Raw genomic sequence first — 16,232 nt, 5'->3', positions numbered from 1 at the left:
AGAAAAACCCAAAAAATCTATATGAACTGATGTTGTGAAATGGCTATTTCAATGTATAGGGAGTGTAGAAAATGACAGCTTTAAATTTTATCTTTGATTCTGAAAATGTCTATATTGCAATGGATACTTTGTCAATAACCGTAGATGAAAAAAAGCCATTTAAATTCGCTTCTAAAATTTTCCCCTTACCGCATTTAAGGAGTGTAATGTGTGGTACTGGTAACATTGATCTCATTCTTGATTGGAATAAGATGATAAATAGAAATGTTATTTCTTATGACATTGATTACTTGAATATTCTGACTACAGAAGCTCTTAGAAATCTTAACTCTCAATACCCGAAAGAAGTTACTAGTACGATTTTTCAGTTTGGATATTCGCATAAACAGAATGCTTTTAGGGGGTTCGTTTATAGAAGTACAAATGATTTTAATGTGGAAGAATACGAATACTGTGCAGCAATTAAACCTCAAGTTTCTTTTGATTTTTATGAGGAATTATCTATACACGGAGTAGACGAAATGTTTATCAAGTTGATAACTTTACAAAAATATGAAGATGATTTAAGCAAAGATAAAGTTGGCATCGGAGGAGAAATTCATAGGTTTATCATGAGTAAAGACTCTAATCAACTTGATATTATTTATCGTTTCCCTGATCACGAAGAACATTATAGGGACATGATTAGTAATCTAAATTAATAAGACTTTGAAAGGCATATTTTATTAGAATCAGTCAGCTCTATATATTTTGCATTATTCATTAAATGTGAGGTGAAATGTCGTTGCATATTGATAAGATAGCTAATGGCTACAGAGTCGAGTTTATGTACTATGTAGATAAGAAAAGGTTTAAGAGAACCACAAATATACAACTTAATCAAAGATATGTTGTAGTGCCTCCTTTATATAGTAAGCAACTTAAAATGTTGGATCGAGAATGTATTATTGTTGATTTCCTAGAAGATGAATCAGGTTTTGTACACAAAGCTAAAGTAAGGTATATTGATAATAATCGTGTGGGAAGAATGTCATTTGAAAATCTAGTGAGTAAGGATAGTCTAATAGAGAAAACTGTACGATAAAAAGTAAGATTTAGAATGACAAGATATCAAAAAAACGGAGGCAATAATTATGGGGATGTTTAGTTGGAAATGTGCGGTCAGTAAATTAAGTATAGCAAATGTACATAGTGGTCAGTCACCAAAAAGAAGTCAATGTTATCTCATTACACCAACACAAAGTATTTATGAGGACGCTTATGATGGATATGGTGTTTTTGGAGGCAAGGATGTTTATGAATTACTTGGCGATGGTGATAGAGATAAAGGAATTAAAAATGATCTTTCTGGGAAAGGAAAATTTGAGATTAAAATTGTATTGAAACAATTTTATAAAGGACAGACATATGATCAGCTACTTGAATCTGAAAGTTGTCCTGATCAAGGATTCTTTTATTCGTAATTTACTGTGAGTTGTAGATTTATTTATGTTGTGGTGTTATAACATTCCAAATTGTCTGAGAGGTTGAAATCTATGAAAACTTCTGTTGGTGTATGGGATTCACTATTTGGTAAAAAAGTTGAATTGGAATTAAAGAATGATAAAGGTAATACAGTAAAAAGGAAAATTAGTGAAAAATTGTACAACCAATTGCTAATGGAAGATAAGATTGAAGAGATAGTAAATGCAGTTATTTTCAATACCATGAATGGGTTATTGTCTGAAGTTATATATAAGATTGATGAAGAGATCAGTATGGAGTCATATAAAAAATTCAAAAATATCGATACTGGAAAGATATATATTATTGAGTATTATGAGGAAGGGGAATTATCCTCCATGATCCTAACTAAAGAAAAGTTTGAGGAAACGCTAAGTGAAATGCAATAATATTAAATTTGATAAATGACGAATTTTAAGAAATGAGTAATGATTAAGTTAAATGGCAGAAGAGAGTAATTCCTTGTCACAACTAATAGTCAATTACACCATTACTCGTTTAATTGATACTGGACAATTTCAATTCGAGAATAAAACTATATCTCTCGACATTGAGTGTATTACTGATGATTTTGATGATCTTCATGAAGATGTTGTAACAGCAATATGCTTAAAGGTAAAAGTGAAGTCTGAGCAATTGAAAATTACAGGTATTATGAAGGTTGAGTGATGAAATACTGAGGACTACTTGAAGATAAGTAGTCCTTTTTTTCGTTCTGTAAGGATCACTCATCACCATCATTTACCGCTATTCTTTTAGGTGTAGTCCTTGTTATGATAAGAATATAAAATGTAAATATATGTATAAAATAATTAACTATATTACTATATTTATTTTATTAAAGACATAGGAGGACAATACATGAGTAAGATAGATGAAGAATATATCAAAGTGAAATATAGTGACTCGGACAAAGAATGTGATATTACTCAATCAGAAATTGATGATTTTCTTTGTAATTGGATTGAAATGGTAATAAAAAAATATGGAAGCAATCATAAAAGAGGTGATGTCGAGTGATTACCCTAACAGGTAACGAAAAACTAAAAAAGAGTGAATTGGATGCCTTGGTCGGTTTGATCAAGGCTCTTGTTTATGTCCGTGTTTCAACTGATGGACAAGTAGATAATTATTCAATTGAATCACAAATTCAAAGATGTATTAATGAAGCAAAAGAAAAGTTCTTCATTAATGAAAATGAAATAATTGTGTTGGTTGAAGATGGGGAGTCTGGAGATAATCCGAACAGACCGATGATCAATTATATTTTGTTTTTATTTAGTAAAGGAATTGGAAATAAGGTCATCTTTCTTCATCCAGATAGGTTGAGCCGCTACTTAAATCTCCAACAACAGATATCACATGAAATTTGGGGAATGGGCTGTGATCTGCATTTTGTTGAGTTCGATTTAAACAAAGATAATGCTGAATCAATGCTTAACTTCAATATTCAGGGTTCTATTGCGCAATATAACAAGGCTAAGATTCTAGCTAATACAAAACGTGGAAGAAAAACAATGGTTAATAACGGGAAAATCCCAGGATTAAATAGGATATATGGTTATACGTTTGATAAAGACTTGGACATCCTCGTTACAAATGACGTTGAAAAAGAAGTTTATCTAACTATGGTGAAAATGATTCTGAATAAATCGAGTTGTTCGGAAATAGCTAGAACGTTATCTAAGAAGAGCATCGAAGCACCAAAGGGTAGTAAATGGTATCAAGCAACAATTAGCAGGATATTGAGAAACCCAACTTATAAAGGCATTTATTATCACGGTAAAACTGAGATAGTACAAAAGAATGGCAAAAAAACTAAAATTGATAAAGCTCCTGATGAGTGGGTTGGAATACCAATTCCACAATATATTGATGAAGCGACTTTTTTAAGAGTTCAAAAATACCTTGATGATAATGTTAAGGGAAACAAGAATAGTGGTAGACCATCGGAAGATTATTTGTTAAAAGGATTAGCGAGATGTGGAAGATGTGGATCATCAGTTTCATCTGGAATAACATCAAAAACCAAGAAGCGATTATTAAAATATTACTCATGTACTCAAAAGACTAAGAAATCATTTGAAGTTGGTACTGGTGAATCGAATCCCTTATGTAGGGGTAGAAATTGGAGAGTTGATAATGTAGATAATATAATTTGGAATAGGATTCCTGAAATCCTTAAAACTCCAGAAACGATTATCAGACACATCGTTTCAAATAGCACCAATTCAGGTAAGTTGGATGAAATCAGGCATCAGAAAACCGTATTAGAAAAAGAAAAAATTGAAAAGAAATCAGCAGTTGAAAGATACCTCGACTTGTATGCAACAGGGTATATCAAGACAAAACAAGCTCTAGATGAAAAGATTGGAGAATTAAATAATCAAATTGATGATATTGAGAAAGACATTATTATTATCATCGACACATTAAAGTACACAGACGTTGAAGTTGATCAAATACAATTGTTTGAATCCATATTTGAAAAGTATAAATATGTGATTGAATCCAATTTAATTTCAACGAATGACAAGAAATTGCTTGTGAATTTCTTTTTTGAGAAGGTTATTTTTCACGAGGATGAACTGGAAATAGTGCTTAGAGTTTCAGATTATGAACATCTAAAAGGTAGTAGAAAAACAAAATAAAATAATAGATTAAATATAAGAGTAAGAAATTAAAGTCTTCTAAAGTAAAGCCTTGAGGCAATCACTCAGGGCTTTTTTTACTTTATGTATTTTATTTAATTATTAACAATCAAAGCGTCTCCTCTTCTAACTGAACTACATCAAACAAATCGCCCATAGTAATTTCTAAATATCCACAGACATTAGCCAGCAATGAAGCAGGAAGACGTGACGTGTCCATATCTTGATTGTTTACTAACTTATATATGGTTCCAATTCTTTCTCCAGTATCCTTTGATAACTTATAAGGCGTGATTCCCTTGACTATCAATATTTCATTTAAATTACAAGAGAGCACGTATTTAATTTTCATGATTGATAATAACCTCCAAATTTATATTTAAACAAACCATTGACATTAAACGACTGTAGTCGTAATATGTTCATATAAACAACAAACGCATATAACCACTAGATGATTATATCACCACCCAATAGGAATGTATATACATTTCCTTTCTTTCCTATTTCTATTTTTTTTGGAACACGAAATTTCATTTTAAGGAGAGAGAATAATGACAAATCCAACATTAAATCAAAGACCAGAGGTTACACCTTACTATGCAGCGGTACCTACAGATAAAGTAAGTGATAGAGGTAATATCATTTTTAATGAATATCTGTTTCTAACATTAGAAGAAGCAATGCAATCAGGACTTGACTATAAAGCTGTAACATGGACAGACATTAATATGTTAGCTGATAGTGGTCACTGCTTTGAAGATATGATCATCAACACGCCTCAGGGAAGATTTGAATGGGTTACGCAGTATGAATGCGATTATGATGATGAAGAAATAGAAACAGACTGTACATATCGATATGTTGGAGCGCCAGAAGTGTTCTCAGAGGAAATTGAAGAGTTCCTATTCTACAACAAAGAAGCTGAACTAATCTCAATATCTGATGTTGATTCAGGAGATTCTCGATTATATACAGCCAGTATTAATAATTTGGGTGAACCAATCGAAATACAATTTAGAGTCAATTGTTAATATGGAAAAAATTGTGTATGGAGAGGATGGGTAGTTGTCAATATGTACAAAACAGGAAGACTCATTAACGGTAAACTGTTTGTCAAAACATTAGCTAATAACTGGGTTAGTCTCAAGATACTCATATATGTAGAAGAGGAGGCGTGCTAATTGGATACTAAATGGAGACAGCTAATTAATGAAGCGGGATTAAAGGCTACTACGACAGAGAGACGTTTGCAAATCCGCAAACAACTTACAGCTATTAGACGCTTGAAACGAAAGATGAAAGAGCAGGGAATGTGTGGTTAATAGTTTATGTAATAAAAATTCCTCTTTATATGCTGTATGTGCCATGCATACACCCCTTTATAGATATCAACTTACGCCTAACCATAGGCGTTTTTTTATGTCTTAATTATGAAATCATCAATGGTGAAAGTTAACTATATATAGTATATTGGTGTCTGGAGGTGGATACTAACCATATGGATCAAGTATTGAACATTATGACCTATACATTAAACAGTGGTGTTAAGGGTACTGTCCCATTGTCTGATAAGCAAATAGAAGAATGGATAGAGAGTTACAAATCAAATACGATATTTATTACTGTTGTAGGTAAGGAATGGTTCGGACTTAATTCGGATCTAGTAGCAGATTTTAAAGTACATAATAGTTTTTCGGATCATAGAGAGTATATAGTTCCAGCACAGTCAATAGAAGAAAGTAATCAGTTGGAAGTGGCTTACAACCAGCATAGTCAACAGAAAACGATGATTCGAGTAGAATGTAAGTGCGGAGCTTCATACATTGAAAGTTTAGCTAAATACAGAACAAAGTCTTCATGCAAGGAATGTAACAGTATGGTGTTTTTGGATAAGAAAGTTGGATTAATTGATGTGGGTAAAGATAAGGGTTATTATATGACGAATAAATATTACGTTGAGAAGGAAGTAACTGGCTTATAGTCGGTTGCTTTTTTACTTGTTTAATGTGAAAAGAGCAAATATAACACATGCATTTCGCTACTCCTGTTATATTCACGATGCGATAAGAAGAAATTGAAAAACCCTTTAATATAGGTGTTTTTCTTTATTTTAGATGTTATCCTAATTTTGTTAAAAAGTAGCTAAAACCCTTGATATGATTGCGTTTCTTGATGATTTAGTGATGTTTTTACGATGGTACTACGATAGCAATTACGATACCCCTATATTGGACACCTAATGGATAGAATAACCTTATAGTTACTGGCTTTATGAAGTGATTACGATACAAGTTACGATTACTCTATATTTGTTACTCAACAGGTGAAATACCATATGGTTACTGTGTTCATGATGAAATTGCGACACGAGATACGATAGGAATTTTATTGTAGGCACGACCTAGAAATCTATTCAGGTGGATGGGTGAAAGATTCGTTCACTCCTTTGTGAACTTCTAATTGAAGTTAGCAGACCATTGAAAGCTATACATTGAGACTAAAGGTGCATGGTTCCAGTGTGTGTTCCTATCAGAGTAATATAAAAGCAAAACAACAATGCAACATAATATTAATTATGTTGCAAAAGTAGATGAGAAACAGTATGATAATAGTAGGAAATGCAACATAATTTATAATTAAACACACCGAAATCAATGCAACATAATTATAATGAGGTGAGTAAATGATAACCTTTGAATCATACTTGATCGAAGAAGAAAAGAGTATCAATACAATTAAGAGTTACACGCTTAACGTTAGCGGTTATATGAAGTGGTTTGATGAAAGTAAAGGTACAGAGTTTAAGAAGCTACATAGAGAGAACATAAAGGATTACATAAGCTTCCTGAAGGTTATTAAGAAGCTGAGTCCATCATCTATTAATGCCAAGATTAGCGCTCTCATTAAGTATAATGATTTCCTTATCAGCACTGGATTACAGACAGAGCAAGTCATAACTAAGAGAGATATGATTAAGGTACAACGTCAATATGCTTCACTGGCTACTGTAGGGATCGTAGACGTAGAGAAGTTTAGACAACTGGTGTTAGAGAGCAATTCAAAGCGTAACCATGCAATTGTTTCCCTTCTTGCTTACTGTGGGTTACGTATTAGTGAAGCATTAAACGTGAAGATGAATAGTTTTAATATCACATCTCAGCAATTGGTTGTATCTGAGGGTAAAGGAAAGAAGACTAGAACGGTAATCATCAATGATAAGGCAAGGACATCACTGCAAAGTTGGATCAAGGAACGTAATGATACTGGTAATATGAGTGAATACCTGTTTCCAAGTAATAGAGGAAGCAAACTAGATAGAACAGTTATTAACAAACTCTTCAATAACTATTCAGAGGTGATAGGCAAAGAGATAACGCCACATGATCTAAGACACTTCTTCTGTTCACACGCACTAGAGAATGAATTCTCTGTTCATGAGGTTGCACACATGGCTGGTCATAGCAACATACAAACAACGCTGTTATACACGAACCCAAACATGAAGAACATGATTGATAAAATGAACAAACTCTAAGCCCTTAATAGGGGCTTTTTAGGGGGGGTGTTTTAAATCCTAATATTCTCTTTCATTTGTGATTATCCCCGTAGCACCTCCACCCCTACACCCATCCTAGAATTTCATGCGATGCAATTTCATAAATATTACAAATTTATAAGCCTATAAGGCGAAAAAGTGGTTCTGGAGGATATAATCTGGTGAAAAATTATATAGATTGGCGTAGGACATTATGCAGAGGACTAAATGAAAAGGCTAAAGACTATCAAATACATAGCAGAAACATCAATTGAGGCAAGTAAGCATAGTAGGAAGGAATATGGATTGAAGGTTGAAGAGTTATTAAATGAATTAAAGTCCTTATAAATGCTGTATGTGATTAGAAAAGAGGACTGTTATTTAAACAGTCCAATCATAGTCGACAAACTAATGTCTAATTTAAATTCGAATCCATTTGCAGTTTTGAATTCAAGTTTCATACCAACACCTCCCAACACACTAAAAATCGTTCCCAGTGTCTATGAAGTTGCGATAAATTTTAGAATTTTTTTGAAATAAGGAATTCATATAAAAAAGCCTCAATTGAGGCTTAAAAAAAGGCAGACAACGTAAAAATAATTGTTCCTAACAGTAATACAACTAAAATAGTTAATGGGATTGCGCTTATAGTAATTGCTGCAATAGCTAGTCCTCTTCCCGTTGTTGAGCGCCTTGCGCTTATACCAAGGAAAAAGCTAATCGCATTAATTACTAAAGCCAATATTAGTGCGACTGTAATTCTTGTTAGCGCACTAGATTCATAGTTCGAACTATTAGCATCCATCACCTTAATGAATATAGCAAAGAATGCTAACCCTATGAAGCTAAATATAAATGATACTACTGCTCTGCCAAGTCTATCTACTTTTTTAACTTCTTTTTTCACTTTCTGTTGTGCTACCGTTCCCATGATGACCTCCTGAGTCTTATGTACTATTTCATAGTCTAAAAGTAATGCCTCACTATATTAGCATCTTTGTATCTGAAATGGTATATATTTCTTAATTGACTTATTTATATATTTAATATTTTGATCAAGTTGATAATTCAATCGGTTAAAATCAAAAAGATAGATACATTTATGATCACTGCAACGAATATGACCAAATAGTAATACGATCAAGGAATGTAAGTGTTTATTTAGTAAAATTTAGTTACTTGGCATTTACTAAATACTAAATATATGCTAAATTATACTTATGAACAAACGAAGGAGAGTGTAATTAATGATTCCAAGACTGAAAGATCTAGTAATTAAATACAGAGAAATTAAAGGATTAAGTAGGAGAGGGCTCAGTGAATACATAGGGTTATCTGAGAAAACAATTCAAAATTTGGAAACTGCTGACACATACATAGGATCAGGCAGCGCTAAAGAGATAGGTAGGTCGATTGGGTTAAGCGAGTATAATATTTTGATTTCGTATAATTATTTTGAGGTTCCTGTTATCGGGAACGAACTACGCTCAAATGAAATTCTAACCGATGAACAAATGTTTGAAGAGTTGAGTTTTAATTATACAATTTCAGCGCTTCCAGCATTATCAAAAGAGATTAGAGAAAATGAGGCTTATCAAACAGGAATCTCTAAAGAGAGGTTAGAGAAAATTCGGCTTAGTTTTAGTGAGGATACAAATGTCTCAATTGAAGAAACAATCTCACTTTGTAAAGTATTCGACAAATTATTTAGTGAATTATTTGTATTAGTAGCAGTTGACTTTGTTAGTGATCGAAGAGCTATTGATGTGGCTCATACATTTCAGAAATTTATACAACGTCAAACAAAGCCACCGCTCACGTTCGAACAGATTGACTCTAAACTTACAAGTGATGAAATTGAATATTTGATTGAGTCATTGAATGTTTATAGAAAATTAGGCTTAACTCAAACAAAATAATTATCTATCCGACGCTAACCAAAATGCATCGGATAAAATTAGTTTAAATATAAAAGATGTAAAATCCTTATTGCTATAGAATATGAAATCAGCATTGTATAGAGAAAGGAGAATTAAATGTTAACCGAAAAAGATTCTAGCGAGATGGTTGAGACGCTAGAGCATTGTGGGATAGGTTGGTTTTCAGAACAGAACGAATACAGCTATGATCTTTATACTAAAATTTGCGACATAGATCCAAGTTATTACAGTAAATGAGATCGTGATATGAAAATATCTACTTCTAATATTTGATAATGAAGAAAAGATATTGTGAAATGCGTGTTTTATTCTATTGACGAGAATGTATGAAACTAATAGGCTTCACATCAATATACCAATACATACATGCACATCGATATTCACTATTTCATCTAATGCTATAGAACTAGTTCTAGATACATGGTAATATTTAGAATACTAGATATATAGGAGGAGAGAGTAGGTTGAAAAATAAAGTTTTGATAGCGTCAACGGTTATTGTTGTGTTGCTTTTAATCATCTTTGTTCCAAAAGTAGTAAATAAGGTTAATGAAACAAGAACAGAAGCAAAAATGATTGATTTAAGAAAAGAAGCAGATGAATTAAACGCTAGAGGTAAGTATCTGGAAGCAACCGAAGTCATAAAAGAAATGACAGCTTTATTAAAAGGAGAGGACTACACAAGAGATACTAATCCAGAGGAAACGTTTGCGATAGAAGGTGAAGCAAAAACAGGTTCACTATTAAACTACTTAGACTTTTCTAATATCGATGTAATTTGGTCAAATGTTTCATCAACTGGAGAGGTTGTGGGACAAATTACCAATAATTATGATAAAGCAATTGAAGGATACTTTGCGATATATTTCTATGATAGTGATGGTAAAATTACATATGCTAGAGATTCTATACCTATCCCTGGAGATGGCATTGAATCAGGAGCCACAATAAATTTTAGTGTTTTAGTAAATGACTTCGAGTATTCATCTTATGATATTCAAGGAGATATTCTAAGAGAAAGATAAGATTAACTTTTGTTTGAATAATATAAATCACTCGTTTGATGAGTGGTTTATATTGAATTAATTTAAAAATTATTTATAAAATAAATATATAAAATACATAATTCATAAGAAAAAGGTGGGATAACCCACCTTAATTAGACCACGACTCTAGAATCCCATCGTAAAAATATAAATAATCGTTATCATACACCCACTGTTCCATATGATACTTTGAACTAGTGTAATTATTAATATCTCTTGGACCTCCCCAAGACATTAAAACTTGTTCCTTGTTCATTCCAATAGATATCTTTTTTTCTGCAATTTTATTCCATATTTTTGAAGACCAGCTAGGGTATTTAGTCCTAGGGTTCTCAGTATAGAAACCATTTTTAATTGGTTCACTCTGATTACTGAAAAAAGACAATTTGAAGGTTATTTTTTTACCATTCATACGCTTTGCTTGGATAACTAAATCTTTTTCTTTTAGCTTAACTGATTCGAAATACACCTTTTCAATGTTTTGTAAAGGAATCGTTGAGGGTAAATAGTTTTTATTTGCCCAATAATACTTTCCACTGTATAGATAAGTAATCGATTCATAATCTAAATATGTGCAGAACGAATCAGGATCCTCACCTACGACTAAATCTTCAATTACACTTCCATCGTTAAGAAGTATTTTAAAATTAGTAATGTTGTCAGCAAAACGATCAATTTCAATTACCCATCCAATTTTTTCACCTTCGTAAATATATAGTTTTTGTCCCATATAGGATTTTAGGAAGTCGTCGGAAATACTATTTATTTGATTGATTAATTTTTTTGATTTCGATTCTCCATTAGCATCGCTCCACAGAAACAATGAGTTAGCATCATAGATATAATTTCCTGCATATCCTGAAATTTTATAAAAATAATCCAATGATATGTATGTGGTGTTTTGAAATAAAGCAGAATTTGTATTATCTAACTTAAATACTCCAATATCTGTTTTTATAGTTATAGGCTTAGTGAAATTAACAGATATATTCTTGAATTTTGATAACAGCCTGATAGGCAAATAAGTCCCACTATTTTTTATTCCTTGTATAGTATAAGTTTTTTCTTTAGATACAATGATTTGCCCATTTAAAAAGATAGGTATTTCTGCTGACAGATATACATTATCTGGTATGACATTCAGGGCAGCAGCCTCCACATTAAATGGTATGGTGGAAAAAATGGTAAATAAACAAAGAATAATAGTTAGCGCACGAAGCTTAAGGCATTTGTACAAAGAAATTCACTCCATTTTGGTTATATTTGTATAGTTATTAAGTAGCATATAATATGAAAGGTTTAAATAATCAATAAATAGAAAGCAGTATGTTGAATAAAACTACATAAAAGTATCGTTTCAAAAGAAAAAAGGGTGATAAAATTCACCCTTAGACTTCAACTTCTTTTGCAGCAACAAAATCCCATGTGGTTATTTTCCCTGTAGCTTTATTTACATAATAATAACCATATGATGCAGTGTGATCAGACATTTGTTCATATGCCCACACTGTATATCTGTCTGCTTCATCATTATCAATTACGAAGTGAAGATTATAGCTAATTGCAGCTTTTTTAATTTTATTGTAAACCATCTCAATAGCTTTGTTTTCGGACATTTTAACTATGGGTTGTTTCCCAATATAAAGATTATTTCCTTGAAGTCCAACTTGCTTACCAATCGAATTTCCAATAGATCGAACAGGAACGTAAGTTGTTCCTTTGTAAGTGATAGCATCAGAAGTTACTTTCTTAGTACCATCTACATAGATATTCATTTTTTGCATGACAGCTTTAATGTTTGTTCCACTTGCGGCAAATGCAGTAGCACCAGTCAACATTGTGCCTATTGCAATACCAATAACTAATCCTTTAACTTTGTCTTTCACGATGACACTCCTTTTTCTAAGTTGGTATTACTATTTATTCGACAAATTTATTAATAACCCTTTAAAAAAACAAATAAATACCACTTGCATAAGGAACGGGTGTTCGGTGTATAATACAATATACAACCAAACAAACGTTCCTATTTTTTGAGGTGGTGAACATGTTGAAGAAACAAAAGACAATAATGTTGATTGATATGCAATCCTTTTATGCAAGTGTAGAGAAGGCTAAAACGCCTAAATATAAGAATAAGCCTTTACTCGTTTCAGGAGATCCAGCAAGACGTGGAGGAGTAATCCTTGCAGCGTGTCCAATTGCTAAAGCATGTGGAGTTGATTCGGGAGAGGTGCTTTGGAAAGCACTTCAGAAATGTCCAGAAGCAATTGTCGTTAGACCACACATGCAAAATAACACAGATAGTAATAAGCTTGCAAAAGAAGGTTACTTGTTTTTTAATTTCAAGGGTTTGCAAGATGAATCCAATCATATGAATTTTCACTTCATCTATATAGGCTTCTCAAATAAGAATTGGATATGGAAAACCATCGGTATATCATTGAGTATATCATTCAAGTCTATCATAATACTTGAAATAGTAATGATAAAAGTGTTGATTTCTAAAATTACCCATGGTATATTATTGGAGTAGGAAGAAGGGTAGTAGCAAGATACATAAAGCAACGTAACGTCACACTGATCTTTGAAAACTAAAAAACTAAAAAACTAAAAAATATGAAGAGAGGAGAAAACGCTTGTATATTTTAAGTGATGGACATTAATGAACTAAAATAGCTTGAAAATTATTGGAAATACACATACATATTATTTTGCGGAATTAGTAAGGTTCACAATTTTTTATTCAATTACATTTATTTTACAGAGCAGGAGTCTGTGAATTAAATAGTTCTCCTGCTCAATATAAGGGGGATATTTTGTTTTTGATTGATATCAAAACAAAGGATTTTTTTACTACAATCAGTAACAATGGGAAAGTTAACTTTGAGTACATATATGAACAGGGACTACTAAAAGATAATAGCGGAAAAGTGAGTAATTTTCCTCATAAAAGCAAGATGAAGTATTACAGTAGAGAAGCTGTTAAAGAATTTGAAATGTGGAATGAAAAAGGATACGGTATTTACTTTCTACCTAATGGTGGAGGGTATAAAGACGCTGAGATAACAGATTTCAGGTCTGTTTTCGCTGATTTAGACATTAAAGATGAAATAGAGTATGAATTTATTAATGAAGGTTTTGAAGGTAATGGTGCTGAGTTAAAAAATCTTGTAACGGAAAAGTTTAATTCACTCAATAATACTGAAAAAGTACAATATAAACAGATTTTTATGAGGCGTATTGATGAGCTTAGAACAAGCGGTCTGATTCCAAGCGGGATTGTTGAAACTAAGAATGGATTTCATGTTTATCATTTTTTGAAGCAAGAGACTCAGAAACATCAGTTTGAAGCAATAGAAGGATTACTTATCTATTGTCTTAATGGGGATTTAGCGGTTAAAAATCCAGCAAGACTCCTGAGAGTGCCACTTACACAGCATTTAAAGGATAGGAATGATCCATTTAAAATTCAATTGAATGAGTGGAATCCTAAAATCTCCTATGACGCAGAAAGTGTACTGTCTATTTTAAGGGGGATTGTCGCACAGAATAACAAGGAGTCATTGTTGTGTGTGAATGATAGAAAGAAGCCTCTATACAACACCAAGGAGCTGTCAAAGGCTGGAGGGATACCTTCTAGGAGAGGTATAGATTATTCATTAATGATGATTGGCAATATTCCATTGATAAGCCAAGGATTTAAAGGGTTACCCGAATTAAAGAAAAGGCTAGGTTTAGATAAACAACCGGAGTTATGTTACATAGATCGAGATGATATCAGGCAATATTTAAAAAAGCAGAATTTAAAATATTTGCTTGGTGTGGAGTCGGACAGATTCTTTTGTCTATTTCATAACAGTAGTAATTCAAGTAGCGGGACTATATATCCGCATGGAGACAAATACTTTTATAAATGCCATAGCTCAAATTGTGGCGTCCATTACGATATTATTCAAATTATAGAGCGACTTACGAGATTGCCAATACATAAATCATTCGATTACTTAAAAGAGCTTTATAACATAGCCGAAGTTAAAACGGAGTGGCAGCAAGATCAAGAGAGACTAATAGATTTTAACACTGAATTCCTTTCACGATTTAAATATGACATAGAGTTACGTGAACTCTATCCCTTTCTAACGAAGTTTTTAGACACCAAAGGAACACTAGGATTACTAATTCAGATTCATGAGGTTGCTAGACGTAAGCTACCACAGCTTGCCAAGGTGAAAGGGATGAACAATCCAATCGTATTCGCTCCAATGGGAAAGGTCATAGAGGATGTCTTGAGCATAAATGTATCTAGTCTACGTAACATAGATAAGGCTAATACGAAGGCAGTCATCTTGATATTTATGTTTTTATTAAATTGTGTTGGTGTTTCTGAGTTGCCTGATGAGTTACAAAAGAGAGCTAGAGAGTATCAGCAGAAGGGCATAGAACGAAATGGAAAGACGATTCATTACACGAACATGAGTAGGTATTATGAGGTGGTAAGCTTAGATACAGATCGACTTATATTAGCTGAAGAGATGGCTAAATTCTTTTATGAAAAAGGTTTGACTATAGCAGGATTCAATAGAGAGCAAGTGTTGAGATTGCGTGGAAGTGAAGATGCTAATCGTATATATCCTGATAGGGCAGATGAGGAGATTAGTAGTTTAAATCAATCTATAACATCAGAAATTGAGCGTGTTGTTGCAGAATTGTTTCATAGAAAGAGATATACATATGATAACGAGATTATTGATAACCTTGTCATTCCAGATTTTGATATTAAACAAGAATTTAGAAATACATTTAAATACATAAAGAATAAGAAATCTGAAGCAATAGATTTATTAGAAATTCAGGATAATGATGTGAACATGCTGAGATGGTATCGCAATTTTATAAGTAAGAAATTAGTTTTGAACATGCCAGTAATCATGCATCATGAGGAATTAAGTAGAACGAGAGTGAACAAATCAATAAGGAACAAATTCGGTATCCCTGAGAATGTTAAGGGATATATTTATCATGAGAATTTTATTGAAGAGGAGCCTCTGAAAATTGAGGATAAGGCTAGTCATATAAGAAGATTGAAACAAGAGGATTCAAGTCTTTCTTATATCAAAATTGCGGGAATTGTGAAATGCAGTAAGCAATACGTATCTAACGTCTTTAAGCGTAAGGATTAATAATAAGTAATAGCGTCATTCATACATAATGTTTATCGTGTTAAAGTCTTATTTTAATTGAATTGTAGATAAAAAGTTTAACAATAATGGACAACTAATTCATCTTATAGCACCACCATGTATCATTAGACTAAAGAGTGTAAAGATATATACCGTTTCCAACAAGCTTTTAGTTGACGGTTGAAAATGAAGTAATTGGTCAGAAGGATACTAAAAATATTCTTTCCATCGACCTTTCTTTCTTGCATCCAATTTTAGAGGAGGTGGTCAATATGTGAACCTGTATTCAACGATAACAGTAGTGGAGCGGGTAATTAAATCCCGCTTCAAGTTAAAGCTTATAAAATAAAAAAACATTTTAAAAGGAGAAA

The 16,232-nt window shown here is 32.4% G+C and carries 18 protein-coding genes and 1 pseudogene; 15 read left to right on the top strand and 4 right to left on the bottom strand.

Features of this window, described 5'->3' with window-relative positions; genetic code table 11:
• Positions 1 to 71: 71 nt before the first annotated feature.
• From PGLA_RS00915 to PGLA_RS00890, 7 genes are all read left to right on the top strand, one after another.
• A complete protein-coding gene (locus tag PGLA_RS00915) occupies positions 72 to 701 on the top strand; it encodes a hypothetical protein (protein WP_068527383.1) in 630 nt (209 codons plus the stop codon).
• Between the two features lie 83 nt (positions 702 to 784).
• Positions 785 to 1,084 (top strand): hypothetical protein, encoded by a 300-nt coding sequence (locus tag PGLA_RS00910; protein WP_068527382.1) that lies wholly within the window; start codon positions 785 to 787, stop codon positions 1,082 to 1,084.
• Between the two features lie 49 nt (positions 1,085 to 1,133).
• Complete coding sequence (locus tag PGLA_RS00905; RefSeq protein ID WP_084410641.1) at positions 1,134 to 1,463, top strand: hypothetical protein; 330 nt, start codon at positions 1,134 to 1,136, stop codon at positions 1,461 to 1,463.
• 72 nt (positions 1,464 to 1,535) lie between these two features.
• Positions 1,536 to 1,892 carry a hypothetical protein gene (locus PGLA_RS00900; protein ID WP_068527380.1) on the top strand — a complete coding sequence of 119 codons (357 nt, stop codon included), beginning with the start codon at positions 1,536 to 1,538 and terminating at the stop codon, positions 1,890 to 1,892.
• Positions 1,893 to 1,965: 73 nt separating this feature from the next.
• Positions 1,966 to 2,172: a hypothetical protein gene (locus PGLA_RS00895; protein ID WP_068527379.1), complete on the top strand. Its 207-nt coding sequence runs from the start codon at positions 1,966 to 1,968 to the stop codon at positions 2,170 to 2,172.
• Between the two features lie 192 nt (positions 2,173 to 2,364).
• The gene (locus PGLA_RS27790; RefSeq protein WP_161487817.1) at positions 2,365 to 2,523 is read left to right on the top strand and encodes a hypothetical protein; all 159 of its coding nucleotides are present in this window, start codon (positions 2,365 to 2,367) and stop codon (positions 2,521 to 2,523) included.
• Positions 2,520 to 4,154, top strand: a complete 1,635-nt coding sequence (locus PGLA_RS00890; protein ID WP_068527375.1) for a recombinase family protein — start codon at positions 2,520 to 2,522, stop codon at positions 4,152 to 4,154. The genes PGLA_RS27790 and PGLA_RS00890 overlap by 4 nt, the downstream gene beginning before the upstream one ends.
• 109 nt (positions 4,155 to 4,263) lie before the next feature.
• Here PGLA_RS00890 and PGLA_RS00885 read toward each other — a convergent pair whose 3' ends face one another.
• The gene (locus tag PGLA_RS00885) at positions 4,264 to 4,506 is read right to left on the bottom strand and encodes a helix-turn-helix domain-containing protein (protein ID WP_068527373.1); all 243 of its coding nucleotides are present in this window, start codon (positions 4,504 to 4,506) and stop codon (positions 4,264 to 4,266) included.
• Positions 4,507 to 4,708: 202 nt separating this feature from the next.
• Between PGLA_RS00885 and PGLA_RS00880 the strand changes: the two genes are divergently transcribed.
• From PGLA_RS00880 to PGLA_RS00870, 4 genes are all read left to right on the top strand, one after another.
• Entirely contained in the window at positions 4,709 to 5,188 is a 480-nt protein-coding gene (locus tag PGLA_RS00880) for a hypothetical protein (RefSeq protein WP_068527370.1), read from the top strand.
• A 150-nt stretch (positions 5,189 to 5,338) separates the two neighbouring features.
• Positions 5,339 to 5,479: a hypothetical protein gene (locus PGLA_RS28315; RefSeq protein ID WP_169810184.1), complete on the top strand. Its 141-nt coding sequence runs from the start codon at positions 5,339 to 5,341 to the stop codon at positions 5,477 to 5,479.
• 176 nt (positions 5,480 to 5,655) lie between these two features.
• The gene (locus PGLA_RS00875) at positions 5,656 to 6,138 is read left to right on the top strand and encodes a hypothetical protein (RefSeq protein WP_068527369.1); all 483 of its coding nucleotides are present in this window, start codon (positions 5,656 to 5,658) and stop codon (positions 6,136 to 6,138) included.
• 702 nt (positions 6,139 to 6,840) lie between these two features.
• On the top strand, positions 6,841 to 7,692 hold the full coding sequence (locus tag PGLA_RS00870) for a tyrosine-type recombinase/integrase (RefSeq protein WP_068527368.1): 852 nt from the start codon (positions 6,841 to 6,843) through the stop codon (positions 7,690 to 7,692).
• A 571-nt stretch (positions 7,693 to 8,263) separates the two neighbouring features.
• Here the strand turns inward: PGLA_RS00870 and PGLA_RS00865 are convergent.
• The gene (locus tag PGLA_RS00865; protein WP_068527366.1) at positions 8,264 to 8,623 is read right to left on the bottom strand and encodes a hypothetical protein; all 360 of its coding nucleotides are present in this window, start codon (positions 8,621 to 8,623) and stop codon (positions 8,264 to 8,266) included.
• Between the two features lie 316 nt (positions 8,624 to 8,939).
• On the opposite strand from PGLA_RS00865, the gene PGLA_RS00860 reads away from it, so the two are divergent.
• Positions 8,940 to 9,611 (top strand): hypothetical protein, encoded by a 672-nt coding sequence (locus PGLA_RS00860; protein WP_068527364.1) that lies wholly within the window; start codon positions 8,940 to 8,942, stop codon positions 9,609 to 9,611.
• Positions 9,612 to 10,096: 485 nt separating this feature from the next.
• Positions 10,097 to 10,657 carry a hypothetical protein gene (locus PGLA_RS00855; protein WP_068527362.1) on the top strand — a complete coding sequence of 187 codons (561 nt, stop codon included), beginning with the start codon at positions 10,097 to 10,099 and terminating at the stop codon, positions 10,655 to 10,657.
• A 130-nt stretch (positions 10,658 to 10,787) separates the two neighbouring features.
• Here PGLA_RS00855 and PGLA_RS00850 read toward each other — a convergent pair whose 3' ends face one another.
• Positions 10,788 to 11,915: a hypothetical protein gene (locus PGLA_RS00850; protein WP_068527361.1), complete on the bottom strand. Its 1,128-nt coding sequence runs from the start codon at positions 11,913 to 11,915 to the stop codon at positions 10,788 to 10,790.
• A 151-nt stretch (positions 11,916 to 12,066) separates the two neighbouring features.
• Positions 12,067 to 12,564, bottom strand: a complete 498-nt coding sequence (locus PGLA_RS00845) for a stalk domain-containing protein (RefSeq protein WP_068527359.1) — start codon at positions 12,562 to 12,564, stop codon at positions 12,067 to 12,069.
• Between the two features lie 161 nt (positions 12,565 to 12,725).
• Between PGLA_RS00845 and PGLA_RS28705 the strand changes: the two are divergent.
• Positions 12,726 to 12,983 (top strand): annotated as a pseudogene (locus tag PGLA_RS28705) (Y-family DNA polymerase); the annotation flags it as partial.
• Positions 12,984 to 13,503: 520 nt separating this feature from the next.
• Positions 13,504 to 15,861, top strand: coding sequence for a hypothetical protein (locus tag PGLA_RS00835; RefSeq protein ID WP_068527352.1), 2,358 nt, complete (start codon positions 13,504 to 13,506; stop codon positions 15,859 to 15,861).
• Positions 15,862 to 16,232: the final 371 nt, after the last annotated feature.

The sequence above is a fragment of the Paenibacillus glacialis genome (assembly GCF_001637205.1).
Classification (GTDB): Bacteria; Bacillota; Bacilli; order Paenibacillales; family Paenibacillaceae; genus Paenibacillus_AQ; species Paenibacillus_AQ glacialis.
This window is presented reverse-complemented; position numbering and strand designations above follow the sequence as displayed.

Coding starts and splice junctions, on each gene's coding strand:
- PGLA_RS00915 (WP_068527383.1), top strand. CDS start 72: ATGACAGCTTTAAATTTTATCTTTGATTCTGAAAATGTCTATATTGCA.
- PGLA_RS00905 (WP_084410641.1), top strand. CDS start 1,134: ATGGGGATGTTTAGTTGGAAATGTGCGGTCAGTAAATTAAGTATAGCA.
- PGLA_RS00900 (WP_068527380.1), top strand. CDS start 1,536: ATGAAAACTTCTGTTGGTGTATGGGATTCACTATTTGGTAAAAAAGTT.
- PGLA_RS27790 (WP_161487817.1), top strand. CDS start 2,365: ATGAGTAAGATAGATGAAGAATATATCAAAGTGAAATATAGTGACTCG.
- PGLA_RS00885 (WP_068527373.1), bottom strand. CDS start 4,506: ATGAAAATTAAATACGTGCTCTCTTGTAATTTAAATGAAATATTGATA.
- PGLA_RS00880 (WP_068527370.1), top strand. CDS start 4,709: ATGACAAATCCAACATTAAATCAAAGACCAGAGGTTACACCTTACTAT.
- PGLA_RS00875 (WP_068527369.1), top strand. CDS start 5,656: ATGGATCAAGTATTGAACATTATGACCTATACATTAAACAGTGGTGTT.
- PGLA_RS00870 (WP_068527368.1), top strand. CDS start 6,841: ATGATAACCTTTGAATCATACTTGATCGAAGAAGAAAAGAGTATCAAT.
- PGLA_RS00865 (WP_068527366.1), bottom strand. CDS start 8,623: ATGGGAACGGTAGCACAACAGAAAGTGAAAAAAGAAGTTAAAAAAGTA.
- PGLA_RS00860 (WP_068527364.1), top strand. CDS start 8,940: ATGATTCCAAGACTGAAAGATCTAGTAATTAAATACAGAGAAATTAAA.